The organism is Pacificimonas sp. ICDLI1SI03, assembly GCF_054740865.1.
The window spans coordinates 851223-874967 of the sequence record NZ_JBSQAU010000001.1 but is presented as its reverse complement, the minus strand read 5'-3'; the positions used below and the strand labels follow the sequence as shown (position 1 = coordinate 874967).

Here is a 23745-nt window from a genome sequence, read left to right as displayed (position 1 = left end):
CAGAGCGCGATTCCCTCATCGCGTGGTCGCCATCGCTACTCCGCTCTTTGCAGATTGGGCTGCCCATTCGAGGCGCTGACACCGCCGTCGACCGGCAGGTTTACTCCGGTGACGAATTTGGCTTCATCCGATGCCAGGAACAGCACGGGGCCCGCGATATCGTCCGGTTCCGCAACACGGCCTAGTGCGATACGTGCCTTGAACTTGTCGACGAGTTCCTCCTGTTTCATCAGATCCGCGCTCAGTTCGGTGCGCGTCAGACTGGGAAGGACGGCATTCACGCGTACGCCATCTTTTCCAAGTCCAAGCGCCAGCGAACGGGTCAAATTGGTGACCGCTCCCTTCGACGCATTATAGATCGGCATGGTCCAGTCGCCGCCGCTGCCTGAAACGCTGGAGATATTGACGATCGAGCCGCCACTTTTCTTCAAGTGCGGTATTGCGGCGCGGCAAAGATAAAGGACGCCCCTCACGTTAAGTGAGATCACCTTGTCGATATCCTCATCACTGGCGTCTTCCAGCGGCCCGGCGACAGCGGCTCCGGCGTTGTTGATCAAAATGTCCAATGCGCCAAAGCGATTGACTGTTTCCGTTACGATGCGATCGCAGCTTTCGCGCTCTCCGGCATCGCCTTCGACGATCAGGGTTCGGTCATCCTCCAGATTTGCGGCGACCCGCTCCAGCCGCTCCCGGCTCCGACTGTTTAGCGTAACATTCGCCCCCTCTTCTGCGAAGCGACGAGCGATTTCCTCGCCAATGCCGCTCGACGAGCCGGTGACGATGACGGTCTTTCCGCGAAAGCGCATTCTGGTTCCTCCTGTGGAATGGATCTTTATTCTAACGCCTTGTTTGCCTTTCGGGTCCGGTAATCCCTGCTCTTGCCCTTGCCAGCGTTCCGGCCACGCACTAGGTCATTCGCCGTAACAACAGACCCAAGGGGATCAACAGAATGAGTGATGTCGCCGAACGCGTGAAGAAGATCGTCGTCGAGCATCTGGGTGTGGAACCCGAGAAGGTTACCGAGGACGCCAGCTTCATCGACGATCTAGGCGCCGACAGCCTCGACACTGTCGAGCTCGTCATGGCCTTTGAAGAAGAATTCGGCGTGGAGATTCCCGACGATGCGGCTGAGAAGATCCTGACGGTCAAGGACGCCATCAATTACATCAATGAGCATCAGAACGGTTGAGCTACCGCCGCCGCTGACCCGAATTCACCGGATAAGAGTGCGGCGGTCCTCCTCGAGGCGGAGGGGCCGCCGCTTTCGTTTCAGGAGTACCCTATGCGCCGCGTCGTTATTACCGGACTTGGCCTCAATACGCCGCTCGGCGGCGATGTAGAGACCAGCTGGAAGAATATTCTCGCATCCAAATCGGGCGCGGGGCAGATTACCCGTTTCGACACCACCGGCCACGCCTGCACCATCGCCTGCGAAGTACCCATGGGCGAGGGCGAAGGTCAGCTGGATCTGAACAAGCGCGTGGATCACAAGATCCAGCGGCAGGTGGATCTGTTTATTCAGTTCGGCATCGACGCAGCCGGCCAGGCGATCGAAGAAGCGGGCCTCACCAACGTCTCTGAAGAGGAATCGGAGCGGATTGGGTGCCTGATCGGCTCTGGCATTGGCGGGCTACCCGGCATTGAGAAGGAATCAATCGTCCTTCACGAGCGCGGCCCACGCCGTGTCAGCCCGCACTTCGTTCACGGCCGCCTGATCAACCTCGTCTCGGGCCAGGTCAGCATCAAATATGGCTTCAGGGGACCGAACCACGCCGTCGTAACGGCATGTTCGACCGGTGCTCATGCCATTGGCGACGCCGCGCGCCTGATCATGCTCGATGATGCCGATGTCATGGTGGCGGGCGGCGCGGAAAGCGCCATCTGCCCTCTGGGGATCGCGGGATTCGCCCAGGCTAAGGCTCTGTCGACGCGCAATGACGATCCGGAATCGGCAAGTCGCCCCTATGATGAGGGCCGCGATGGCTTCGTCATGGGTGAGGGGGCTGGCATCGTCATCCTCGAAGAAATGGAACGCGCCAAGAAACGCGGTGCCACTATTTACGGCGAAGTGACCGGCTATGGCCTGACGGGCGACGCCTATCATACGACCGCGCCGCACCCGGAGGGGAATGGCGGCTTTCGTGCCATGCGCAATGCCCTGGCACGCGCGGGCCTGGACCCCAGCGCCATCGATTACATCAATGCGCATGGAACCTCGACGCCACTTGGCGACGAGATCGAGCTGGGCGCCGTCCGTCGTCTGTTCGGCAGTGCGCTCGACACGGTCAGCATGTCCTCGACTAAAAGCGCGATCGGGCATTTGCTGGGCGGGGCAGGCGCCGTCGAATCGATATTTTGCCTGCTCGCAATGCGAGATCAGGTCGCACCGCCGACGATCAACCTGCATAATCCCTCCGAAGGCTGCAAAGGTGTGGATCTCGTGCCTCTGCAACCGAAGGAGCGCAAGATCGAGGCGATCCTGAACAACAGCTTTGGCTTTGGCGGCACGAATGCCAGCCTGGTCATGCAGAAGGTTTGAACCGCTGGCCCCCGCTTCGTCCTGGAATGAGCGACTGACGAATATGCGGGAGACAGCGTGGTGAAACCCTGCTGATATGCGTAAGGTGCCGCGATGCGCCGTTTTTTGCTGATCCTGCTGTTCGCCATCGTCGCCGGTGGCGCGATCTGGTCCTTCACTGTCGTCTCGTCATGGACGGATGAGGGGCCGCTCGCGGAAGGGCGCAACGTGGTTATTCCGCGTGGCAGCAGCCAGACAGCAGCGGCACAGTTGCTGGAAGAGCAGGGTGTGCTGGCGGATGCGCAGCGATTTACCTTGCTAGCCAGATTCCTGGGCAGCGACATGCCAATCAGGGCTGGGGAGTTTCGCTTTCCTGCGGGCGTCAGTCCCTCTCAGGCGCTGAATATCATGCAGACGGCGGAACCGGTGCAAAGGCGCATCACCGTCCCTGAGGGACTACCGTCCATATTGGTGCACGAGCGCTTGATGGCTGCCGATTTTCTGACCGGTTCCGTGCCCGTACCCGAGGAAGGCTCGGTTTTGCCGGACACTTACCAGTATGAACGAAATGAAACGCGTGCAGCCGTGCTGCAACGCATGCAGCAGGCAATGACCGATGAACTGGCGGCGGCGTGGCAGAATCGCAGCTCCGATACGGTGGTGACGACACCGGAAGAGGCGATCATCCTTGCCTCAATCGTGGAAAAGGAAACGGGAACGCCCGAAGAACGCACCATGGTGGCGGGCGTTTATTCAAACAGGCTGCGCCAAGGTATGCGGCTGCAGGCTGATCCGACCATCATCTATCTGCAGACACGTGGGAAACCGCTGGGTCGCCGAATACTGAGATCGGAAATAGAGCGGGTCGACGGCTATAATACCTACTCTATGGATGGGCTCCCCGCAGGGCCGATAACCAATCCAGGCCGCGCGTCGCTGCAAGCGGTGCTGAACCCTGCTGATACCGATGCCCTCTATTTCGTAGCCGACGGTACCGGCGGCCATGTTTTTGCGAAGACTCTGGCGGAACATAATGAAAATGTTCGCAAATGGCGCGCGTTCCGCCGTGAACAGGGAATTTGATAGGAAACGCAGCGGGGGCTTCGCTCTAGCCCAAATTAAGCCCGTCAATGCGTCGCGCACCCGTAAAGGGGACATCATAGTTCGGCCGAAGGCGATCGATCACGTCATCCAGCGGTTCGATGATGGTCGTCATCCAGAATGCGTTGGCGTGTATCATGCGTATGGCATCAACCATGATCCCCACGTGGCCGGGGAAGAAGACAAGATCGCCGCGCCTTAGCCATAGTTTCTCAACCTGCATTTCAACGGCCGCCATTTGCTGGTCGCTGTCCCGGGGCAACGCGATCCCACAGGCGGCAAAAGCGATCTGGACCAGGCCGGAGCAGTCGATACCTCGCCTCGTGCGCCCACCCCAGCGATACGGAGAGCCCAGGAACGCCTCTGCCACCAATACGGGATCGTCGCGATAATCCGCGAAGCCGCTGGCATGACGATGGTGAACGAAGGTGCCGTTCTTCAGGCGCAGGAACGCCTCGTCGAATGGCTCTGCAGCAATCTCTGCCTTCATCGGGAGTGTATGGGAAACATCGGACTTGATGTCGGGACGCGAAAAGCAGAGCGCGGTCGGCGCAATGATACGATGCGTGCGCTCCGGCGCATCGGCCCTCAGATGCTCGGAAGCGATGTAGCCGACATAATGATCGTGATGGCAATAGCCCCACGCCCACCCTTCGGCCTCATCGATGATGTCGAACCGTTCGCCCGGCAGCAATTCGCTGACAGCGGTTGCACTTTGCAGGGGCGCCTCGCGCACCATCTCACTAACGCCATCCACCAAGCGATGGGGGACGGGCATTTCATACCGCTGTGCATCGACATGACCCGTCAATGCCGCGTCGGCCACCTCCGGCCGGTAGGCGGCAATACGCGGATCCAGCGCATCAATGGGTAGCGGGCTGGTCCCGGCTGTATCGGCTGTCGCTGTCGCGGTCATTTTCATCCTCACGGGCGATCAGGTCCTCAAAACTTTCAAGGAAATCTTCGCCGGATGCCGTGCGCTCCACGAAGATGTTGCGAAGATCGCTTTCGTCTTTCTGACGACGGATATAGCCATAGGCACCCAGCGTGTTAAGCGCCCGCGTGATCACCGGTTTCGATACGGACAGGCGCGCAGCCAGTCCGCGAACCGTATGAGGACCGCGCTCCAGATAGACCAGCAACAATATTGCCATCTGTCTATTCGTCAGGTCGGGCTTTGCCGAACGCACGTAACCAATCAGCGTCTGCATCCAACTGGCCAGCCCACTTGTAACGGAGGCGGCACGATTTGTGCGATAGTCTGTCATATCTCGCCCCGGTCCCTCTCGCTAAGTCGAAAGGTCACAATTGATTAGGGAAGTTTAACGCACTCTTTGCAAACATAGTTAAATGGATGCATCAGTTTGGCGTGTAGCGCAACCGGATCATCGCAAAACTTGCACGAAGGCCAAGAGCCTCACCTCCGAGCGGCCGTCCGGGCCGGGCTGCGGGCATCCAGGCGAAGGTGTCGAAGTGAACCCATTTCGTGTCCGCTTCGACAAACCGGGAAAGATACAGTCCCGCAGTGATGGCGCCGGCAAAGCCGCCACTCGCCGCATTGGACAGGTCGGCGATTTCCGACTTCAACATCTTCAAATATGGGGACCAAAGCGGCAACCGCCATATCGGATCGTCGACCTTGGAGCCTGCCAATTGCAGGGCGTCGGCAATATCGTCGTCGCGCGTCATCATGGCGGGCAGGTCCGGCCCCAGGGCGACCCGCGCCGCGCCCGTCAGAGTGGCGAAGTCGATGAGGAGGTCAGGCTCCTCCTCTTCGGCAAGCGCAAGACAGTCGCATAATACCAATCTGCCCTCTGCGTCCGTATTATGAATTTCGACCGACAGCCCCTTGCGAGTCGCCATGACGTCACCGGGGCGCAGCGCATTTGCAGAGACTGAATTTTCCACCGCCGCAACCAGCAGGGTCAGCCGGACGGGCAGGGCCGACTGCATGACGAGCCGGGCGAGGGCAATGGCATGCGCCGCGCCTCCCATATCCTTTTTCATGTGCCGCATCCCTGCGGCAGATTTCACATCCAGTCCGCCGGAATCGAAGCATACTCCCTTGCCGACCAGTGTCAGCTGCGGCGCGTCTGCATCGCCCCAGTCCAGCCGTACCAGGCGTGGTTCCCGCCCCGGCGCAGCGGCGCGGCCTACGGCATGGATGGCAGGATAATTCTCCGACAGAAGCGCGGGGCCCGTGATCGTCTTAATCGCCGCTCCGAAAGTTTCGGCTTCGTGCCGAATAGCCACCTCAAGATCGGCAGGCCCCATATCCTCCGCAGGCGTATTGACGAGGTCGCGGACGAGGGCCTGCGCCTCTGCAAGCATGGCGGTTTCGGTAAGGATGTCTTGATCGGCGACCAGGAGGACCCGCGGCTGAGGCGCGTCGCCACGCAAATAGCGGTCGAAGCGGTATTGCCCCAGCGCCCAGCCAAGCGCCGCACCCTGCGGCGCCTCTCCGTCCAGGCGGTACGTTCCCTGCGGCAGCGCCTTTGCCGAGGCGGCGAGCGCCCACATGTCTGCCTCTCCGGCGGCGCCCAAGCCAACGGCCACGCTCCAGGCGTCGGCATCGCTGCCGGGTAGAATGGCCTGGGTAAAGGCCTCGCCCGTAAATTGTGCCGCCTCCACCGCCGCGCGCGCCCGCGGGCTCAGTTCCTCCTTCCATGGCTCAAAGTCGGAGGTCGTGACGGGGGTCAGGGCGCGGGCGCCCTGATCGCGATCGACGGCTAAATAGGTTTTCATGTCCTGCATCAGCGGATTGCTATGCCTGCCGCTGCGGAAACGCAATGAGTGTCGCCTTGCGAGAAAGACGGCGAGCGTCTAAGTCCCGCGGCACAGATTTCGCTTATCCTCGACTAAAATCCCAAAGGGAAATTCATGGCAACCACTCCTTCAAATGGCGCGGCCGCAGCCGCCCAGCAACTGCCCTTGTTTTACAAGTCCTTGACGCCGCTATCATCGCAGCTGCACGGCAATTATGGTATCGACCGCCGTGAGAATCTGCAGTTTGTGAAGGGTGTTCACGCCGTTCCAATCACGGTGGACGAATTCGCATCGGCGGGCCGCCATTTTCCCATTATTTTTTCGACAGGCGCAACGCCTGCTCCTCTCGTCCTTCTTGGTCTGCAGGAAGGCCAGAATTTCTTCGTCAAGGAGGACGGCAATTGGCAGGAGGGCGTTTACGTGCCGGCCTATATTCGCCGCTATCCCTTCATGCTGGCCCGCCTGCGTCAGGAATCGGAGGATCTTTCGCTGTGCTTCGACGATACTTGCGATGAAATCGGCGAAGGGAAGGAGCAGGCGTTTTTCGACGGAACCGAGCCGTCGCAGGTGACGAAGAACGTTCTAAACTTCTGCGAAGAATATGAAAAATCCATCCAGCGTACACGCGCGTTCGTTCAGGAGCTCTCAACTCAGGAGCTTCTGATGGATGGAGAGGTGTCCATTCAGCCTCCGGGTGACAGCAAGCCGTCCATCTATCGCGGTTTCCAGATGGTCAACGAGGAGAAGCTGAAGGAATTGCGCGGCGATCAGGCACGCAAGCTGATACAGAACGGTGCCCTGCCGCTGGTTTACGCGCATCTCCTGTCCGTTCAGATCATTCGTGAGCTGTTCGCAAAGGGCACTCCAGTGCCGGAAACGCCGCTGAGCGTTCCCACGGACGACGGAACCGTTACCAACGGCTGAGGTTTTCCGGCCAAATATTTGCCGTATCGTCGCGGGGAGGCGACGATACGGCACTGTCTTAGGGAGGGAGGACGCCGCTATGGCTATGGCGATCGACAGACGCAGTTCTTATTCTCGTGCGGCGATAACCCTGCACTGGCTGATTGCCCTCGCGGTGATAGGCCAGTTTTTGGGCATTCAATATGCCGAGGGGCTGAGCCGCGAAGACCCTGCCATGGCGACGGTTTACATGATCCACAAGTCCACCGGACTGACGATCCTGGCCTTGACCTTGATAAGGTTGTTCATCCGCTTGCGCCGCGGGTTCATTCCACTGCCGCAGCACATGGCTGGATGGGAAATCGTGCTGGCACGAGGCACCCATGTCGCATTTTACGCCCTCCTGCTGCTCATGCCGCTGTCAGGTTGGATGTTCGGCATTTCGGCGGACCGAGGACTGGATTGGTACGGAATTTTCCCGGTGCCGGCCCTGCCTGCTGGCGGACTGGCTGATGCGGCACACCAGTTCCACGAATTGGGCGCCTGGGCGCTCATTATTCTGTTCGTTCTGCATGTTCTGGGCGCGTTGAAGCATCAGTTCCTGGACAGGGACGATGTCCTCGCTCGCATGCTTCCTGCGGCTCGCCGGCGCTGAATGGCAAAGCCTGCCGAGAACGGCGGCGTACGAATGGAAAGGGCGAGAAATCATAACGTGGCGGATTGTCACGCTCCTTGAATTGATCGATCAACATCACATCTCTTGGTCAGATCGCTCGCATTTCCCCCTTTGTGCGGGCGACTTTATCACTGCCGCCGGGCCGGATACCCCCCTCCGCCACCCGGCGGCCTTTTATTCCGCCGCCTGCCGTAAAGAGCTGAAGTCAGTTTTCAAACGCGACAGAAGCCGGGTAAGCGCCGCGCGTATGGTGGTTTCTATTATGGTAAAATTTCCGTTCGGCGACAGCGAAGCGGGATCAAGATATAGCGACCTGTCGATTTCCAGCTGAACCGCATGCGTTCCCAGCGCTGGATTCCCGTGATATTCGGTCGAATAGCCGCCCGCATAGGGCGCATTGCGTGCAGTGCGGAAATCGCGTTCCAGCAAAGCCTGTAACCAATCCCCAATGCGCGGATCGCTGCTCATCCCGTTTCTGTCGCCGATCACCATTGCGGCGCCGGCTTGCCCCTGCCGTGGGGGCAGGGGAGGCATTGAATGGCAATCGATCAGCACCGCATATCCATTGGCTCCGCGGGCACGCGCCAACAGCGTTGCCAATTGACGATGATAGGGCTCATGAACCTCCACAATCCGCCGATATGCCTCCTCCAGTCGCAGTGGTCCCCGATAGATGGCCACGCCCGGAGTTGCGACGCGGGGCAGAACGCCCAGGCCCGCTCTTACCCGCTCGCTCAGCTTGAAGCGGGGGGCGCCGGTCAGGATCAGGGGGTCCAATTCTGTCGGATCACGATTCAAGTCGATATAGGTCCGCCCGAAAACGGCCGTCAAAAGCGGCAGATCCAACTCTTCCGCCGTTCGCGATACCAACATGTCGACGAAGCGATCCTCCGCCCGCATCAGCGCAAGCCGCCCCGGCGCGACGTCCGCCAGAAAGCTGTCAGGATAATGTGTGCCACTGTGCGGAGATGCCAGCACAATCGGCGGCACACGCTCGCCGGCTATGTCGCGAAGGTGGAAGGGCAGCATGGCGCCAACAGTAGCGCGTTCCACAAGGGGCGGAAAGTCGCCGCCTGTCCAGAACGTCTTGATAGAGTTTTAAGGTAGGCGCATTATGCGCGTGGCAACATCAGATAATCAGGTGAAAGCATGACGGATCAGCCGGAAGGCCGCGCGGGACGCGGACGCATTCTGCTCGCCGAGGACGACGATTCCATGCGCGCCTTTCTGGAGCGCGCGATCCAGCGCGCCGGATATGATGTCGTGGCCGTTGATCGAGGTACCACGGCACTGCCGCATATTACCGCCGGGGGCTTCGACCTCCTTTTGACGGACATTGTGATGCCTGAAATGGACGGCATTGAACTCGCGCAGCGCGCGGCGGCGCTTGCCCCCGGCATGCGTGTCATGTTCATCACCGGTTTCGCGGCGGTTGCGCTGTCGAAAGACGGCGGCGCCCCAGAGGGCGCGCGGGTTCTGTCGAAGCCATTTCACCTGCGCGAATTGACCGGAGAGATCGAAAGAATGCTTGCCGCGTAATTGGCGGTTGCAGTCTGCGAAGCGCACCGCTACATCGCGCCTCCTGAGTGGGCGCATAGCTCAGTGGTAGAGCACTGTGTTGACATCGCAGGGGTCGGAAGTTCGAACCTTCCTGCGCCCACCATCTTCCCCTCCGCTCTTGTTTCACGCCGGGAGGCTTGTCCCAATGGACGTCGACGAATTCGAACTTTGGGAAGCCGAAGATGCGGAGGAGTTCTCCTCTTCCGTGGCAGGCGATATCGGCTTCATCATCGACCAGGCTCTTGATGCCAGGCGAGAGGCGATCATCGCTCTTCCCGCCGAAGATTTTCTGCTGGATGCTTATGCGCGTCTGGCAGAGGGCAAGCGCGACTGGCGCCACGTCATGATCGTTCCGACGCATGACGGTATCGTTGCCATTGACGATCCTACGTCGAAGGTTGCGACTCTAGCCCGAATTTTCATGCCCAAGGGCGCGCGCGTCCTGCCCCTGTCGGCGGCCAATGACGATTATAAGCGGGCCGCCGCCGACGCCGATGCGCGCCTGCAGGCGCTGAACTGGCCATTCGATCTCGTCGTTCTTACGATGGACGATGACGGTGGCGTGATCGGGCTGAAGCAGGGACCCGACATTGACGAGGCCCTGACTGCAGCAGACGACCGCCGTTGCCTCGGCATGCTCGACGAGAGGGGTGCGGAGGCGATCAGCCTGTCGAAGCGTACGATCACGAACGCACGGACCTTGCTGCTCGCGCTCTCAAGCCCGTTGCAAAAGGCCGAGGCGGAAAATGCGGTCGAGGGTGATGACGGTATTCTCGCGCGCATTCTGGCGGACGTCGCGGTACCCGTTGACGCACATGTCGTCGCCGCGGAATAACCGGACTGAAGATCGCCGGGCTGGCGGGCGGATAAATCCGCCCTAGCGCGTTTAACTACGCAAACGCTCCGTGCTTTGCGCCAGGGCAACGTACAGCTTCCCAACATCCGACGATAGCAGAGCAACTGAAAAGGCATCGCCGTCGCGGTCCGTCATGACCCGCCGCATCATTGCCTCGAAATCGTGGATATAGCGGCGCACGGCATCGCGGAATTCCGCTTCCTCCTCGAAGTGGCGCGCGATCGACTTCGAATCTGCAACTTCTACCAAACGAGCGGCGCGGCGCGTGAAGACGCTACGGTCACCGGACTGATACTGCTTCCAGGCGGCCTCGGTGACCTCGGTGGACAGCGCCTTGGTAATGTCGATGGCATTCGAATTCAGCGCTTCGATCAGGAGATTCGCCTGCTGCGACAGGTCGTTCTTCTGCGCCCGGTCCAGATGCTCATCCGCGTCCTTGACCCGGGCCTCCACCGCCGCGGCCGTCTCCGCAACAGACACGAGCGCGCGCGATAAACGCTCGGCGGCAGCATTCGCCGCGTCTGCGGAACGCGCGCTGACCGCCTCAATCTCCCCGATCTGCTCCCTCAACGGACCGGACGCACTGTCGCGGACGGCATCGTCACTCGCCCGCTTCAGGGCTTCGACCGCCTCGTCGACGACGCGTGCCAGCGTCTCCCGGACCGATTCGGAGGCTTGGGCGGCAACCTCCCGCACGCGGCCAAGCGCATCGATCAGTTGGCTTGCAGATCCCAGCGCCGTGCCTTCCGCCAATTGCTGCGTTTCGGTCAGCGATAGGTGCGCCTGCCGTAGATTGTCGTTCAACTCGTCCGTGGTTTGCACCAAGGATAGCCGCGCAGTCTCAATCGCGGCGACCGATTCGCCGATTTCCGCGCGAGTGGTTGCCACTGGCGAAGAAAGGGCCGCGGCGGCGTCGGACAGCCGGTCGAAATCGGCCTGCAGTTCGGCAACGCCCGTACGCATCCGCTCTACCTCTGCAGCGCTGCCACTGGTGACTTCCGGCAAACGAGCATTCATCAGCCCGATAACCTCTTCAATCTCGCTCCGTGTCGTGCTGATTGATTCGGACAGATTGTCGGCAAGCGCCCCATGTCGTGCCAACGGCGCGCCCGCTGCCTCTGCCTCGCCTTGCAGCCATATCAGCCGCCCCTCCAGCGTCTCGATCAGTCCCTCGAGCGCCAGGCGCGTATTTTTCAGGCGATTGTCGAGACCAGCAAAACCGCCACTGGCGCGCTCGAAAAGGGCGGCACTGCGTTCGTCCTGTTCGACAAATCCCGTGGCGAGCGCCTGCGATCTTTCGACAAGAATATTAAGGCGTTCTTCTATGCTTTCGACCGCACTGCGCCCGGTCTCGTCCAGCGAAACATTGGCCCGCTCGATTGCGGCATTCAGAACGTCCGTCTGCGCGCCGACGCCGCTTCGCATCTCTTCCAACGCAGAGGCGGTACGTTCAAGCGCCCTGTCTATACGCTCGTGAAGCTCGTTTCCTCGCTCCTGCATTTGCGCTTCCACATCCCGCGCCGTGGCATCGATATGCGCTAGCAGGGTATCCGCCTCCCGCGCGCGGCGCAGCGCCGTGGACGACAATTCATTATCCTGCTGGTCTATCTGCTGAAAACGAGCCGTCAGTTCGTCGATGCGCAGCGTCGCGGCCTCGGCATGCCCGGAAAGCGCGTCGCCAATGCTGGTCGTCCGTTCAGTCAGTTCAGGCAGAATTTCGCCGAGCGAGGCAATTCGTGCATGCGTCTGATCCGCCCTTTCAGCCAGTTGCGCGATCAGGATCTCGATCTGTTCGCGATCCGCCGCCATGGTGGACGACGCGGCCTCCGTCGTTTCCGCCGCGCGGTTCGTCACACGCTCCAGGTCCGCACCTATCTGATCAAGCCCAGACCCCAGATCATCCATCCGTGCAGCGACGGCAGCAATCAGCCCGTCGACGCCTTCGACCTGGCGTCGCACCATTGTGGCGCTTTCTTCGAAACGTGCCTCTGCGGCCTCTATGCGCGCCAACGTTTGGGGGGCGCGCCGCGGATCGAACCGCGACATGAAATAGGCCATCATCCATAACATCGTCAGCGGTGCAAAGGTGCCCGCGGATATCGCTGCCCACTCGGTCAACGGAACATCGGCAGGGTCAAGGTCTTGCTGGATTAGCCAGATCAGCGCAGCCGCAGCGGCAAGCCAGATGATCGAGAGAATCGCCGCGATCCAGATGATCCGCGGCGTCCGCGCGGGTGCCGGGTCCTCATCGTCATGGTACCAGGCGGTGGCGGCATCCATGGGTGGGGCAGCGTCCATGGGCGGCTGAGTGACCGGGGCCATCGAGGCCTCTTGATTGTCTAAGGGCTGCGTGGCGATGGCCCGGGGCTCCGTCTCGGTTAACAGGTATCCGCGTTGTAGCAGCACACCCCCGCGCTGGACAGTCGCCTATTGGGTCTGCGTGCATCCTCGCTTAATGTTCAGGTGATTAGGAGGGCAGTTATGGTTTCCAGCGCTCTTTACGATATTACCGGGGGTGACCCTGTCCAAATGCAGGCGCTGATCCGGGAGTTCCGGCTCGCCATCTTGCGCTCGATTGAAGATATGAAGGCGACGGCCGCGGAGCGGGAGTGGCGGGATTGCGCCCATCGGTTGAAGGGCGGCGCACTCGCAATCGGAGCGGATCACCTTGCCGCCATTGCCGCCGATGCGGAAAGCGGCGCGATACCCCGCGCAGACTGCATGAAGTTGATCGACGAGGCCTTCGCCGCCGAATTTCCGGAGTAAGGGGGTTCCGGCACAGGCCCGCCCTGTGCTTGAGGAGCCGAACCTTCCTGGAGATCTGTTTTTTGCGCCTCGCCATCCTTTCCGCACGCGCCACGGACGCTCACGGTGGCTGTCTCGCGGAGCGGGAGATTCTCGGCACCACTCTTCTTGAGCGGCAAGCAGCGCTGTGTCGTGATCTGGGCGCGGAAAAATTCATCATCTTCGTCGACCGGATGCCGCCAGGACTTGCCGCAGCGCTCGAATGCCTGAGGGGGGAAGCGTCTGTCACCGTGCTGCGGGATTCGCGCGACATCGCCGCGCATCTGGATGATGTCGATGCCGCGATTCTTGTTCGTGACGGCGTACTTTTCTCGGATGCTATCCAGGCACGACTGCCGCCTAGGCAAGCCGAAGGTGTTTTCATCGCCAGTTATGAACGGTCGCCGGATGCCGGGCCCAGCGACCAGTTGATTGGCGACGGGATGCTGAGCGCAGGCCTCGCCGTCTACGCGCATGAGAACGTTAGCGATGCGTTGAAAGAGGTTGCCGATTGGGACATCGAGCTTGCCATGCCGCGGGCGATGCAGGCGCGCAGCGCACCGCATTTCATTCCTCTCGACCCGGCAACCGAAAGACACGAGGTCGCGAACAACGCTGCGGCGGAACGCTGGCTCATCCAGCAGCTTCCCGGTCGCCACACTGCGCGCGCGCTCCGGCCTATTCTAAGAGGTCTGACGGCTTTGCGTGTGGAGCCGGGCTGGTTTGCGATGGCTGTCATCGCTTGTGGGATTTTCGCGATACCCGCTTTCCTGTTTGCCATGCCCAGGGCAGGATTTGTGCTGGCGCTCCTGTCCGCGCTCACATCGCCGCTCGCGCTGCCCCTCGGCCGGATAACGCACCACGGCCTAGTGAGCAGCCGACTGGCCCGAATCAGGGCCGGCCATCTCGAATTCGGCTGGCTGGCTGCGTTGGCGTGGCCATTCCCCAATGTTATCGCGCTCGCCGGAGGATTGTGCATGCTGATCGTTCTTGACCGACGGGAGCGCGTCCTCGCCTCAGGCCAGGCGGGCGGAGGATGGCCAAAAGGTGCGGGTGTCCTCGTCCGCACAGCGTTGGCCGCCTTGATCTGGCTGTTATCGGGGGACGTCGTCTTCGCTCTTGCCGGGAGCTGCGCGATCACGCTCGGCAGCATTTTCTGGCGGCAGGGGGCGCGGATGAAGGGTTGCAGCGCACCGTAACCGGGCTAATCGATCATCACTGCGCTCCCTGAGGCGAGGCGCGATCCAGCGGGGTTGATAAGTGCGAATTAGCGTCAAGATTGCGATGACTTTGTTGCTTTTTGCCGGTGCGCCGCCGCTGCATGCCGGTCCCTGGCTGCCGGCAGGCGATCGCCAGGTGCGCGAGGATGTAGAGCTTTTGACCGCTGCGGGATTTATCCAAGGCCCCCTCGGTAGCTGGCCGCTGCCGTGGATGCAGGTGGCACCAGGACTGGCGCTTGCAAGGCAAGGTGCGCCGGCACCGCATATACTTGCCGCCGTGCGCCGGCTTGAGAGGCTATCCGCTCGTGACCTGCAATCCACCAGGGTAGAGGCCCGGGTTCAGGCGACAACAGATCCCGATCTGCTGCGCGACTTTGAGGACACAGCGCGCGAGACGGTAGATGCCGGCTTTCGCTATGAATTCGACAGTGGTCGGCTGACGCTATCATTGGGTGGCGGCTATCGGGACGGTCAGGATGGCAGGGACTTCCATGCCGAAAACAGCTATGCCGCTTATGCCGCCGGAAACTGGGCACTTTATGCCGGCTATGTGCAGCATTGGTGGGGGCCGGGGCAGGATAGTGCCCTGCTGTTCTCAAACAATGCGCGGCCCATACCGCAAATCGGCATAAAGCGGCTGCAACCGACGCCTATCGACTTGCCGGTTTTGCGCTGGCTTGGCCCCTTTAAGTTCGACGCCTTCGCCGGAATACTGACCGAAAAGCGCGAATCGACCGGCTATGACAATCCCGCGGTCGTAGGTTTTCGCGCATCCTTCGAACCCGCCGATGGTTTCGAAATTGGGCTGAATCGCGCGCTGCAGCTTTGCGGGCGTAATCGCCCCTGCGGTGCCGGCACGGTCTTCGATGCCCTGTTCCCCTTTGGCGACGCGGAAAACACGGGCACGTTAGACGAGCCCGGCAACCAGTTGGGGGGCTTCGACCTGACCTACAGGTTCATGGCGGGCAATGTTGCGGCCAGCACCTACATGGAATGGGAAGCAGAGGATGAGGCAGGCATATTCCTGCTGGATCGCTTCGTGCGCATGTACGGCGCAACGGCAGCCGGCGCGCTCGGCGAACAAGGAGCCAGCTGGACCGCAAATGTCGAATATACCAACACCCTGTTAAAGGGTTTCTTCGACGCCAACTCATTTTTGAATCCGATAACCTTCCCGGGAAGTGCTTACAATAATAGCATTTATCGAGAGGGGTTCACCTACCGTAACGATATATTGGGTGCCAGTATTGGCGGTGACAGCGAATTGATCACCCTCCAGGGCTCAATCACCGATACCAGCAACAGGCGCTATTATGCGGCATATCGGCGGGCCGAACTCAATAGCCCGGATCGGATCGGAAACATGGCGCTGTCGCGCAATCGGGAGCGGGTAAACATGCTGACGACGGGCGCCGTTATCCCAACCTCCTTCGGTGATCTCAGCGGAGAGCTTCGTCTGCAGGACGACCGCCCGAACACGCCCGACCGGTCGTCCGCTCGCATATCGGCAGAGATCGGCTGGCGAACGCGGTTCTAGCTTCTTTTGAACGAAGTCGTTTTCCACCAGAAACAAAAACGCCTTGAAGTTGAGGCAAATTTAAGATTTTGGAAGCACTGCGCAGCTAAGGTCGTCGGACCGGTGGGGATTATGGATCCACGGCCAGATTAAGGGCAGGCGAGTCGAGTGAAGAAAACGGCAGGCTGGGGGATCGATGCGCGGCTGGCGCATCTGGCTGCAGCGCCCTCACGCGCTGCGCGGCCCTCCCGTCAGCATGTAGATGCGTTATTCGATCCCGTGCTGCCATTGCTCAGTGACGAGCAGCGTTCCTTGGCCCTTTTCGCCTTTTCCAGCGTTTTGCGCGGTTTGGTGGATGATCTCGCGGCGTCGGCGGTTCGGCCCGATCTCGATCTCGAACCGGTCATCGCCGCGCTCGAAGCGGATCGTACCCTGCGCAAGCCGGAGGTGGCCTCCGCAGTAATTCACCGGGCTGAGGAGCACAGGCTCGGTCGGCGGCTCAGGGCGGGCGCCTATGGTACTGAACAGGTCGATGCAGCGGACGGGTCTCTCCTCGACGGACTTATCGCGTCGGAAGACGATACATTGTCGACACCCGCAATCGCCTATCAGGACATCATGCGTTCACGGCTCAATCGCGAAGGCGCGCCGCAATTGCATGCAGAGGAATTGCCGCCCCCGTTGGCAAACATCCTGTGTTGGACTGCCGCCGCCGCGCTTGCCCGCAGCGACGAGCCTGCTCGTCTGCCTCTTTGGAGCCTGACAGCGAAACGGCTGAACGCCCGCCGGGATGTTTCCGATTCGGCCCAGCACCGCGCCATGCGTCTCGCCGCTCGCCTCCAAGAACGCGGTGAGATTGACGCGCTTTTGCTGCGTCGTCTGATCGCTGCCGGCGACCCTCTGATGCTAACGGCGGCTGTGGCGGCAAAGGCAAGCATCTCTTTGGGAACTGCGTGGAGCCTGTTATTCCGCGTCCAGATCGACGCGACGCTGGCGCTGCTGACCGCGATGAAGCTGCCGCAAACGCAGATCGCCGCTATTGCGAGGCAGCTATTTGCAGCAACGGCGAGGGAGGCTGTGCAGGAAGATGTCGCCGAGGCCGCGATTGCGATCGAGGATCTGTTGTCGAACCGGGGCAGCGAAGATCTGCTTAGCTATTGGCGCATAGACCCAGCCATGCGGGCGGCGATGGACGTTTCAGCTTCGGAATGATATTCCCTTTCGTGCGCCAGTCGGTTACGGCTACGCAACGATGGACCCATTTCATGCTTGTTGATGTCACGCCGGTATCGGCCGATGACCTGCTGCACGTGTTCGGGCATGATACCATGTTGGTTCGCCCCCCGCGCAAGACGCGGCAGGCGGCGCGTCAGACATTGGGAGAGCGCCTGTCCTCACCCTTGTCCGCAATGCTGGGCCAAGCCCGCCTGATTCGCGATCACGGCACCTACGATGCTTTTGCCGCCGACATAATACACGCGTGCGAACATCTTGGCCGCGTGCTCGTCGATCTTGACCAACAAGAAGAAACGGAAATTCATGCCGCGCGGGGAGATGTTCGGCGCATCGTCAGGGAAGTCTGGGCCATGTTCCTGCCCGCCGCCGATGCCGCTGGTGCGACCTTGCTGCTGCAGGGCGGTGAGGGCCCGGCAATCGTCGCACGTACAGGGCGAAAAAGGCTTAGGCAGATCCTCATCAATCTTCTGTCCAACGCCATCAAATTCAGCGAGCATGGCGGAACGGTCGAGGTGGCGCTGCAGGCCGGCGATCCGGTTTACATCCGGGTCAGCGATTCCGGACCTGGGATCCCGCCTGCGGATCGTGAAAGAATTTTTTCCCGATTCGAACGACTGCAGAGCGAGATTGAAGGGAAGGGACTAGGGCTGGCGATCGCGCGAGCACATGCGACCGAGCTTGGGGGGCGGCTTTATGTGGAGGACCCTGACGCAGATGGGCCCTGCAATGGTGCCGTGTTCATTCTCGAATTGCCCTTAGAGGGCTGACACTCTTCATCGGGACGGATAGGCCGATCCTGTGAAGAAGAATGACAAACTGGTGACGGCCCTGCTTCTTGCCGGCGCCCGTCCGGCGCATGCCGAACGCGGTTTGGGGCGGGGGAATGTTCCAAAGCCACTCATTGAGATTGGCGGACGTTCCATGCTGCGCCGTGTCGTCGATGCCTTGCTGCAAACGCCCTCGATTGGGGCCACACGCATAATCTCCCAACGCGCAGACGAGATGGTCGAAAAGGCAGGCTTGGGGACCTTGGGCGTCGAGGCGAAAGTCAGTGGCAACTCGGTCAGTGCCGCCGTGCGCGCAGAGCTGGACGGCTGCTGGCCGTATCTCGTGACGACGGCGGATCACGCGCTTCTGACGCCGGCACTGCTGGAAACATTTTTGGCCGCGGCGAGAGCCAGCAAAGCCGACGTCTGCTTTGCCGTTGTCGAGCGCAAGACGCTGATGGCGCGGTTTCCTGAATCGAAGAGAACCTGGTTGAAATTTCGGGGTGGCGCCTATTCCGGTGCCAACCTCTTCTTTCTTGCACATCCCAGCGCCGCAGCCGCTGTAGACCTATGGCAATCCGTGGAACAGGACAGAAAGGCCAGTCGCGCAATTGTCGCTGCTTTTGGTCCGCTCCTTCTGCTAGGGGTCGTAATGCGGCTGCTTTCGCTGCAGCAGGCGCTCCGCTTTGCCGGCAGGCGATTGGGATGCACGGTGGAGGCCGTTATTCTTGACGAAGCGGAGGCCGCTATCGACGTGGATACCGAATCCGACCTGCTGCAGGTTACATCTATTCTGAAGCAACGCGAGGAACCGAGCGTACGTGATTGAAAGAGCTATCATACTGAGCGCAGGGCAGGGGTCGCGATTGCTGCCGCTGACAGAAGATCGGCCGAAGTGCCTGATCGATTTCAACGGTCGGACCTTGCTGTCATGGCAGCTCGACATGCTCATCGCTAATGGGATGAAAGAAATCTTCGTGGTCACGGGCTTTCGGGCGGACATGATCGATGCCGAGCTGACGGCACGAACCGATCCGGCAAACGTGCGTATCCAGACCATCTTCAATCCATTTTACAATGTTGCAGACAATCTGGGTTCTGTCTGGCTGGCGCGCGAATATATGGACCGCGGATTCTTGCTGCTGAACGGCGATACGCTGGTTTCGCGCGAATTGATCGCCCTCGTTCTGGCCGCTCCCTCTGCCCCCATCCGCGTGACAGTGGACATAAAGAAGCAGGGATATGACAGTGACGACATGCGCGTTGAACTAGATGGCGAACGTCTTCTCGACATTGGCAAGCGCCTGCCGGTGGAACGAAGCCATGCCGAATCCATCGGGCTGCTGCGTTTTCAGGACGACGGCGCGAAACGATTCCGTGACAAGGTCGAGGAAATGATGGCCACGGACGAGGGGCTTAGAAACTGGTATCTGCGTGTCATTCATTACCTCGCGCTCGATCCCAAAAGCCCCGTTTTCGTGACCCCAATCGTGGGACATGAATGGGGTGAAGTGGATTTTCCCAGAGATGTGGAATCGGGCCGGAGCCTTACGAAAAGCTGGATCAGCTGACCCACAGCTATCGCCACGGAAGGGTTGTTATCGCGGCCACAGGCTCTTCAGCCAGCCGGTGAGCTCGGCAATATCGGCTTCGGACAGGTTCACAGCCTCACCTAACTGCGGCACCTTGGGCCAACCTGCGTCCGCATAGGCTCGTCCGGCCCGGCTGCGATCTCCCTCATAACGCGGAATGACGTGATAATGAACATGAGGGTCGACCATCATCAGCATGAGATAGTTGAGTTTCTCGAACTTCACTGCCTCCGACAGGACAGCTTCGATATGCGCTGTCACATCAGCAAGCTCTTCGAAGGCTTCGGCTGGTAACTTCGATAAGGCAAGCGCGTCGCTTTTTGCCGCGAGAACCAGACTGCCCAGGGTCGGCTGGGCGGGGCGCAACAGCACCACCCAATGATCATATTCGTGGATCAGAGTGGCTGGATATCCGAATTTCTCGATCGTATCGTTCATTCAGGTTCTTTCATGTCGGTTCCAACCAGCCAACTTGTCAGCTCTTCGCCGCTGCGGCGGCGCATCGCAGCCTGGCATAGCCGAACGAAATGAAAGACGAGTGACAGGCCGGTCCAGATCGTGACAGCCCATAGCCCCAAGTCGGGCCGGGCGAAAAGCAGGCTGAGCAACAGGATGACCATGTTGGGGTTCCGGCGTGCGGTCACAAGGCGAAATCGGGTGTCCGCGCGCTCCCAAACATGGATATGCATGTCGGCCACTCGGATGAAATAGCCTTCAATCAGGCGCTGCAAGACATAACCCGCGACAAGCGGAGCGATCAGCCCCCAGAACAGCGTCGGATCCATCGAGAGGCCGACAGCGCCAAGGCCCGCACCCCAGGCCCACCACCAGAAGGGCGGGTGGACCAGGTCAATACCATGATCGAAAATATTTCCCCACCAGCTGGACGTGATGGTGCAACGCGCAAGTTTCCCGTCGACTGTATCGAGCACCATGAAGATGAACGCACTCGCCATGCCGGTCCAATACCAGCCGTGCATCCACAAAAAGAACGTCGCCACACACAGAATGGCCCCGATCGACGTCACCATGTTCGGCGTCATTCCAAGACGAGCGGCAATGCGCGTCAGGAACAGCGCCCATTCGGGCCATAGATATTTGGTCAAGGCATCTGTGACGCCCTTATACGCGGAATAGTAGCTTGCACGCTCCAGAGTCGGGACTGTCTCTGGCGTCAAGCGGTCGAGAAATGGGCGCTCCCGTTTTCTCAGTTCATGATTGTAGATGGTGCGGCCGCTTTCGTGGGCGACGACGCGCTCCGGCGCGCCGCGATGAGCGAGGACGGTTTCGCCACCGAGGGTGAGGACAAGTCCGGGACGTTCAGCGACATAGGCATACCATTGCGGGTCAAAGGCAAAGCGGCGATCGACCTCGATGTAACTGTCGCCGGATAGAGCACCGTTCTTCTCTTCATGTTTCGTTGCCAGGCGGCGTGCACGCTCCTCTGCGGTCAGGCCCCACAATCTTGTCTTGTTTTCGCCCGTGAAGCGGACACGATCGGGCATTGATAATCACCTGCGGAGAAAAACTGTTCTAGAAGGGCCTGCTACACCCGATGAAGCGCATCGCCAACCGCTGGCGCGGCGCACGGTGTCGGGCTAGGCGCTGGCTCATGAGCGACGGTATTTATCACGGCCAACGTTCCGGCAGTCTGCGAGGGTTGGCGGCTAATTTCGCCTGGCTACTCGGCGGTCGCACCGCCGCGGCCGTTTTCAGCCTGATCTATCTTGCCATACTTACCCGCACGCTGGGGCCGGTGGATTACGGTCAGTTCGCGCTGATCATCGGCACGGCGCAGGCGGTCACCGCATTCGTCTCCTTTCAGACCTGGCAGGTCGTCGTGCGCTTTGGAATGGACCGGCTCCGGGCGGGCAGGGAGGGGGATCTCGTTGCCTTGCTTAAATTCTGCATCCTGCTCGATATCGCCGGGGCCCTGGTCGGTGCTGTGCTGGCCGTGATTCTCGTACTCAGTCTCGCGCCGGTGTTCGGCTGGTCGGATCAGCTGGTCCGTTACGCGCTTATCTTCGCTGCAGCTTCGCTCCTGTTCGTAAAATCGACGCCCAACGGTATCCTTCGCCTCTATGATCGCTTTGCCGTCGCTGCCAATGTTGAGGCTGCGGTGACGGCCGCGCGGCTGGTCGGTGCGGTCATCGTGTGGCTGGCCACGCCATCGATCGGCAGCTTCATCCTTGTATGGTCGCTGGCCGAATTTGCCGCGTGCGCGCTTTCATGGGCGCTGGCCCTTCGTGCCAGCCGGTCGCTTCGCTGGTCGGAAGTACCAGCGCACCCTCGTCAGGTGCTTCAGGACACACCCGGTCTTGGGCGTTTTGCGGTGATAACCAACATTGCACAAATGGTGGGATTGGCGGGCAAGCAGGTTCCCGTGCTGTTGACAGGATTATTTGTCGGGCCGGCGGCCGCGGGCGGGTTCCAGATCGCGTTGCAACTGGGGAACGCCCTGACGAAGGTTGGCGCGCTTGCCGTGCAGACATTGCTGCCCGAACTCATGCGCGCCAAAACATTCGCAATCGAGAATGGCGAGCAGGCGTTCCGGCGCCTGCTAAATTCGTCTCTCGCGATCGGCGCCATTGCAGGGACGGTCGTTCTGTTGGTCGTGGTGCTGTTCGGCAGATTCGCTCTTACAGGCATCGCCGGGCCGGAGTTCGCATCGGCCTATCCATTGCTCGTTCTCATCGCGCTTGCCTCGGCGATCAGTCTCGCGACTGTGCCGCTGGAACCTGCACTCTATGCCAGCGGAGGAGAGATGGCGGCGGTGAAGGTACGCGTCGTGACCACCGCGCTCGCCGTCGCGGCAATGGCCATACTCGGTGCATATTGGGACGCGATCGGCATCGCATTTGCCATTCTCGGCGGCGCGCTGATCGCCGGGGTAGCCCTCGCCTGGTCGCTGAAGCGACACATTGACACCGGAAATAAGGAAAACGGCGCGTGACGTTCGCTTAGCGAGGCGCTATCGACCGTTGCAAATTGAATGTTACGAAGGTTCGACCATGGCCGAATTCGCCCTGCCTGCAAACAGCAAGATCACCGGCAAGACCCGCCGGTTCGAGGCGCCCGAAGGCGCAGAAAAGGTTCGCTCTTTCAGCATCTATCGCTGGTCACCAGATGATGACGAGAATCCACGCTACGACGTTTATGATGTCGACATGGCAAGCTGTGGTCCGATGGTGCTTGACGCGCTCATCAAGATCAAGAACGAGATCGATCCGACCCTGACGTTCCGCCGGTCGTGCCGCGAGGGGATTTGCGGATCCTGCTCAATGAACATCGGCGGCACGAATACGCTGGCCTGCACGCAGCCAATTGATGAGCTTAAGGGCGAGATTCGCATCACCCCTTTGCCGCACATGGAAGTGATCAAGGACCTTGTTCCTGATTTCAAGCACTTCTACGCGCAATATGCTTCGATCGAACCTTGGCTGAAGACAAAAACGCCCGCTCCGGCCGGCAAGGAGCGCATCCAGTCGGAGGCGCAGCGCGACGAGTTGAACGGTCTTTACGAGTGCATCCTGTGCGCCTGCTGTTCGACGGCGTGCCCCAGCTATTGGTGGAATCAGGACAAGTTCCTTGGTCCCGCCATTCTTCTACAAGCCTATCGGTGGCTCGCCGACAGCCGCGATGAGATGACGGGCGAGCGTCTGGACCAGTTGGAGGATCCGTTCCGGCTCTACCGCTGTCATACGATCATGAACTGCGCGAATGTGTGCCCCAAGGGTCTGAACCCTGCAAAGGCCATTGCGGAAATCAAGAAGATGGTGGTCGAGCGGCAAGTTTAAGGCCTCTCGTTCCAGAAACCTGTAACGCCGACCCCTTCTTTCATGCGCAGACGACCATGGGCGTCTGCTCATGAGCGCAGCGTGGTCGCTCCTGCACACACCGCCCGTCCTCCGATCAGCAATGATCGCGATATGGGACGGGATGTAACGGTCCGCCGTGGCAGCATATTGGCGACCACGCCGTGGAAGCCTCAACTGTAGCTGCCAGCACAAGCTCGCCCCTATGGCGATGTACCCGACAAACAACTGATCAATATGGAAAAAGGCTTATCCGGCGATGCGCAGGAACCTGCCAAAAGGTTCAGTGGCTCCCCGGGTCTGATTCGAACAGACGACCGATCGATTAACAGTCGATTGCTCTACCGCTGAGCTACCGGGGAACACTGAAGGCGGGCCTATACCAACGGTGTGACAGCCTGCCAACCCGATATGTTGGCATTCCTGAAAAGACAC

General features: G+C 60.3%; 24 protein-coding genes and 2 tRNA genes. 17 read left to right on the top strand and 9 right to left on the bottom strand.

What is annotated here, in order from left to right; all coding sequences use genetic code 11:
* Window positions 1-35 precede the first annotated feature (35 nt).
* The gene (gene budC, locus ACSMXM_RS04160) at window positions 36-806 is read right to left on the bottom strand and encodes a meso-2,3-butanediol dehydrogenase (RefSeq protein WP_460314210.1); all 771 of its coding nucleotides are present in this window, start codon (window positions 804-806) and stop codon (window positions 36-38) included.
* A 143-nt stretch (window positions 807-949) separates the two neighbouring features.
* Between budC and ACSMXM_RS04155 the strand changes: the two genes are divergently transcribed.
* From ACSMXM_RS04155 to mltG, 3 genes are all read left to right on the top strand, one after another.
* A complete protein-coding gene (locus ACSMXM_RS04155) occupies window positions 950-1189 on the top strand; it encodes an acyl carrier protein (RefSeq protein WP_460314206.1) in 240 nt (79 codons plus the stop codon).
* A gap of 93 nt (window positions 1190-1282) precedes the next feature.
* Window positions 1283-2539 carry a beta-ketoacyl-ACP synthase II gene (gene fabF / locus ACSMXM_RS04150; protein WP_460314204.1) on the top strand — a complete coding sequence of 419 codons (1257 nt, stop codon included), beginning with the start codon at window positions 1283-1285 and terminating at the stop codon, window positions 2537-2539.
* A gap of 93 nt (window positions 2540-2632) precedes the next feature.
* Window positions 2633-3601 carry an endolytic transglycosylase MltG gene (gene mltG, locus ACSMXM_RS04145; RefSeq protein ID WP_460314202.1) on the top strand — a complete coding sequence of 323 codons (969 nt, stop codon included), beginning with the start codon at window positions 2633-2635 and terminating at the stop codon, window positions 3599-3601.
* Window positions 3602-3626: 25 nt separating this feature from the next.
* Here the strand turns inward: mltG and ACSMXM_RS04140 are convergent, their stop codons facing one another.
* From ACSMXM_RS04140 to ACSMXM_RS04130, 3 genes are all read right to left on the bottom strand, one after another.
* Complete coding sequence (locus ACSMXM_RS04140) at window positions 3627-4535, bottom strand: C40 family peptidase (RefSeq protein ID WP_460314200.1); 909 nt, start codon at window positions 4533-4535, stop codon at window positions 3627-3629.
* On the bottom strand, window positions 4483-4887 hold the full coding sequence (locus tag ACSMXM_RS04135) for a MarR family transcriptional regulator (protein ID WP_460314198.1): 405 nt from the start codon (window positions 4885-4887) through the stop codon (window positions 4483-4485). Before ACSMXM_RS04135 ends, ACSMXM_RS04140 begins: the two co-directional genes overlap by 53 nt.
* 91 nt (window positions 4888-4978) lie before the next feature.
* Window positions 4979-6373: a leucyl aminopeptidase family protein gene (locus tag ACSMXM_RS04130; RefSeq protein ID WP_460314196.1), complete on the bottom strand. Its 1395-nt coding sequence runs from the start codon at window positions 6371-6373 to the stop codon at window positions 4979-4981.
* Window positions 6374-6499: 126 nt separating this feature from the next.
* Between ACSMXM_RS04130 and ACSMXM_RS04125 the strand changes: the two genes are divergently transcribed.
* Both ACSMXM_RS04125 and ACSMXM_RS04120 read left to right on the top strand, forming a co-directional pair.
* Window positions 6500-7309, top strand: a complete 810-nt coding sequence (locus ACSMXM_RS04125) for a SapC family protein (protein ID WP_460314194.1) — start codon at window positions 6500-6502, stop codon at window positions 7307-7309.
* A gap of 79 nt (window positions 7310-7388) precedes the next feature.
* Window positions 7389-7943 (top strand): cytochrome b, encoded by a 555-nt coding sequence (locus ACSMXM_RS04120; protein WP_460314192.1) that lies wholly within the window; start codon window positions 7389-7391, stop codon window positions 7941-7943.
* Window positions 7944-8138: 195 nt separating this feature from the next.
* Here ACSMXM_RS04120 and ACSMXM_RS04115 read toward each other — a convergent pair whose 3' ends face one another.
* Window positions 8139-9017, bottom strand: a complete 879-nt coding sequence (locus ACSMXM_RS04115; protein WP_460314190.1) for an N-formylglutamate amidohydrolase — start codon at window positions 9015-9017, stop codon at window positions 8139-8141.
* Window positions 9018-9113: 96 nt separating this feature from the next.
* Here ACSMXM_RS04115 and cpdR point away from each other — a divergent pair, with 96 nt between their 5' ends.
* The 3 genes from cpdR (at window position 9114) to ACSMXM_RS04100 (ending at window position 10359) form a co-directional block, all read left to right on the top strand.
* Window positions 9114-9503 carry a cell cycle two-component system response regulator CpdR gene (gene cpdR / locus ACSMXM_RS04110; protein WP_460314188.1) on the top strand — a complete coding sequence of 130 codons (390 nt, stop codon included), beginning with the start codon at window positions 9114-9116 and terminating at the stop codon, window positions 9501-9503.
* A 49-nt stretch (window positions 9504-9552) separates the two neighbouring features.
* Window positions 9553-9627, top strand: a tRNA-Val gene (locus ACSMXM_RS04105).
* 42 nt (window positions 9628-9669) lie between these two features.
* Complete coding sequence (locus tag ACSMXM_RS04100; protein ID WP_460314186.1) at window positions 9670-10359, top strand: 6-phosphogluconolactonase; 690 nt, start codon at window positions 9670-9672, stop codon at window positions 10357-10359.
* Window positions 10360-10410: 51 nt separating this feature from the next.
* On the opposite strand, the gene ACSMXM_RS04095 is transcribed toward ACSMXM_RS04100, so the two are convergent.
* Complete coding sequence (locus tag ACSMXM_RS04095; RefSeq protein WP_460314184.1) at window positions 10411-12702, bottom strand: coiled-coil domain-containing protein; 2292 nt, start codon at window positions 12700-12702, stop codon at window positions 10411-10413.
* A gap of 159 nt (window positions 12703-12861) precedes the next feature.
* Here ACSMXM_RS04095 and ACSMXM_RS04090 point away from each other — a divergent pair, with 159 nt between their 5' ends.
* From ACSMXM_RS04090 to ACSMXM_RS04060, 7 genes are all read left to right on the top strand, one after another.
* The gene (locus ACSMXM_RS04090; protein WP_460314182.1) at window positions 12862-13146 is read left to right on the top strand and encodes an Hpt domain-containing protein; all 285 of its coding nucleotides are present in this window, start codon (window positions 12862-12864) and stop codon (window positions 13144-13146) included.
* Window positions 13147-13208: 62 nt separating this feature from the next.
* The gene (locus tag ACSMXM_RS04085; RefSeq protein ID WP_460314180.1) at window positions 13209-14363 is read left to right on the top strand and encodes a hypothetical protein; all 1155 of its coding nucleotides are present in this window, start codon (window positions 13209-13211) and stop codon (window positions 14361-14363) included.
* 85 nt (window positions 14364-14448) lie between these two features.
* Complete coding sequence (locus tag ACSMXM_RS04080; protein WP_460314178.1) at window positions 14449-15921, top strand: capsule assembly Wzi family protein; 1473 nt, start codon at window positions 14449-14451, stop codon at window positions 15919-15921.
* 147 nt (window positions 15922-16068) lie between these two features.
* Window positions 16069-17112: a hypothetical protein gene (locus tag ACSMXM_RS04075; RefSeq protein ID WP_460314176.1), complete on the top strand. Its 1044-nt coding sequence runs from the start codon at window positions 16069-16071 to the stop codon at window positions 17110-17112.
* 53 nt (window positions 17113-17165) lie between these two features.
* Complete coding sequence (locus tag ACSMXM_RS04070) at window positions 17166-17903, top strand: sensor histidine kinase (RefSeq protein WP_460314175.1); 738 nt, start codon at window positions 17166-17168, stop codon at window positions 17901-17903.
* A gap of 31 nt (window positions 17904-17934) precedes the next feature.
* Window positions 17935-18732 carry an NTP transferase domain-containing protein gene (locus ACSMXM_RS04065; protein WP_460314174.1) on the top strand — a complete coding sequence of 266 codons (798 nt, stop codon included), beginning with the start codon at window positions 17935-17937 and terminating at the stop codon, window positions 18730-18732.
* Entirely contained in the window at window positions 18725-19474 is a 750-nt protein-coding gene (locus ACSMXM_RS04060) for a phosphocholine cytidylyltransferase family protein (protein WP_460314172.1), read from the top strand. Before ACSMXM_RS04065 ends, ACSMXM_RS04060 begins: the two co-directional genes overlap by 8 nt.
* A 27-nt stretch (window positions 19475-19501) precedes the next feature.
* Here the strand turns inward: ACSMXM_RS04060 and ACSMXM_RS04055 are convergent, their stop codons facing one another.
* Window positions 19502-19933: an HIT family protein gene (locus ACSMXM_RS04055; RefSeq protein WP_460314170.1), complete on the bottom strand. Its 432-nt coding sequence runs from the start codon at window positions 19931-19933 to the stop codon at window positions 19502-19504.
* Complete coding sequence (locus ACSMXM_RS04050; RefSeq protein WP_460314168.1) at window positions 19930-21000, bottom strand: CDP-alcohol phosphatidyltransferase family protein; 1071 nt, start codon at window positions 20998-21000, stop codon at window positions 19930-19932. The genes ACSMXM_RS04055 and ACSMXM_RS04050 overlap by 4 nt, the downstream gene beginning before the upstream one ends.
* Before the next feature lie 107 nt (window positions 21001-21107).
* On the opposite strand from ACSMXM_RS04050, the gene ACSMXM_RS04045 reads away from it, so the two are divergent.
* Entirely contained in the window at window positions 21108-22448 is a 1341-nt protein-coding gene (locus tag ACSMXM_RS04045; protein ID WP_460314166.1) for a lipopolysaccharide biosynthesis protein, read from the top strand.
* A 58-nt stretch (window positions 22449-22506) separates the two neighbouring features.
* The gene (locus ACSMXM_RS04040) at window positions 22507-23292 is read left to right on the top strand and encodes a succinate dehydrogenase iron-sulfur subunit (protein WP_460314164.1); all 786 of its coding nucleotides are present in this window, start codon (window positions 22507-22509) and stop codon (window positions 23290-23292) included.
* A gap of 305 nt (window positions 23293-23597) precedes the next feature.
* On the opposite strand, the gene ACSMXM_RS04035 is transcribed toward ACSMXM_RS04040, so the two are convergent.
* Window positions 23598-23672: transfer RNA gene (locus ACSMXM_RS04035), tRNA-Asn, on the bottom strand.
* Between the last annotated feature and the right edge of the window lie 73 nt (window positions 23673-23745).

Excerpts from the sequence above, each read along its gene's own strand:
- mltG (WP_460314202.1), top strand. The coding sequence starts at position 2,633 with ATGCGCCGTTTTTTGCTGATCCTGCTGTTCGCCATCGTCGCCGGTGGC.
- cpdR (WP_460314188.1), top strand. The coding sequence starts at position 9,114 with ATGACGGATCAGCCGGAAGGCCGCGCGGGACGCGGACGCATTCTGCTC.
- ACSMXM_RS04045 (WP_460314166.1), top strand. The coding sequence starts at position 21,108 with ATGAGCGACGGTATTTATCACGGCCAACGTTCCGGCAGTCTGCGAGGG.
- ACSMXM_RS04080 (WP_460314178.1), top strand. The coding sequence starts at position 14,449 with ATGACTTTGTTGCTTTTTGCCGGTGCGCCGCCGCTGCATGCCGGTCCC.
- ACSMXM_RS04095 (WP_460314184.1), bottom strand. The coding sequence starts at position 12,702 with ATGGCCCCGGTCACTCAGCCGCCCATGGACGCTGCCCCACCCATGGAT.
- ACSMXM_RS04055 (WP_460314170.1), bottom strand. The coding sequence starts at position 19,933 with ATGAACGATACGATCGAGAAATTCGGATATCCAGCCACTCTGATCCAC.
- fabF (WP_460314204.1), top strand. The coding sequence starts at position 1,283 with ATGCGCCGCGTCGTTATTACCGGACTTGGCCTCAATACGCCGCTCGGC.
- ACSMXM_RS04140 (WP_460314200.1), bottom strand. The coding sequence starts at position 4,535 with ATGACCGCGACAGCGACAGCCGATACAGCCGGGACCAGCCCGCTACCC.
- budC (WP_460314210.1), bottom strand. The coding sequence starts at position 806 with ATGCGCTTTCGCGGAAAGACCGTCATCGTCACCGGCTCGTCGAGCGGC.
- ACSMXM_RS04130 (WP_460314196.1), bottom strand. The coding sequence starts at position 6,373 with ATGCAGGACATGAAAACCTATTTAGCCGTCGATCGCGATCAGGGCGCC.
- ACSMXM_RS04090 (WP_460314182.1), top strand. The coding sequence starts at position 12,862 with ATGGTTTCCAGCGCTCTTTACGATATTACCGGGGGTGACCCTGTCCAA.
- ACSMXM_RS04100 (WP_460314186.1), top strand. The coding sequence starts at position 9,670 with ATGGACGTCGACGAATTCGAACTTTGGGAAGCCGAAGATGCGGAGGAG.
- ACSMXM_RS04125 (WP_460314194.1), top strand. The coding sequence starts at position 6,500 with ATGGCAACCACTCCTTCAAATGGCGCGGCCGCAGCCGCCCAGCAACTG.
- ACSMXM_RS04135 (WP_460314198.1), bottom strand. The coding sequence starts at position 4,887 with ATGACAGACTATCGCACAAATCGTGCCGCCTCCGTTACAAGTGGGCTG.
- ACSMXM_RS04050 (WP_460314168.1), bottom strand. The coding sequence starts at position 21,000 with ATGCCCGATCGTGTCCGCTTCACGGGCGAAAACAAGACAAGATTGTGG.
- ACSMXM_RS04070 (WP_460314175.1), top strand. The coding sequence starts at position 17,166 with ATGCTTGTTGATGTCACGCCGGTATCGGCCGATGACCTGCTGCACGTG.
- ACSMXM_RS04120 (WP_460314192.1), top strand. The coding sequence starts at position 7,389 with ATGGCTATGGCGATCGACAGACGCAGTTCTTATTCTCGTGCGGCGATA.
- ACSMXM_RS04040 (WP_460314164.1), top strand. The coding sequence starts at position 22,507 with ATGGCCGAATTCGCCCTGCCTGCAAACAGCAAGATCACCGGCAAGACC.
- ACSMXM_RS04155 (WP_460314206.1), top strand. The coding sequence starts at position 950 with ATGAGTGATGTCGCCGAACGCGTGAAGAAGATCGTCGTCGAGCATCTG.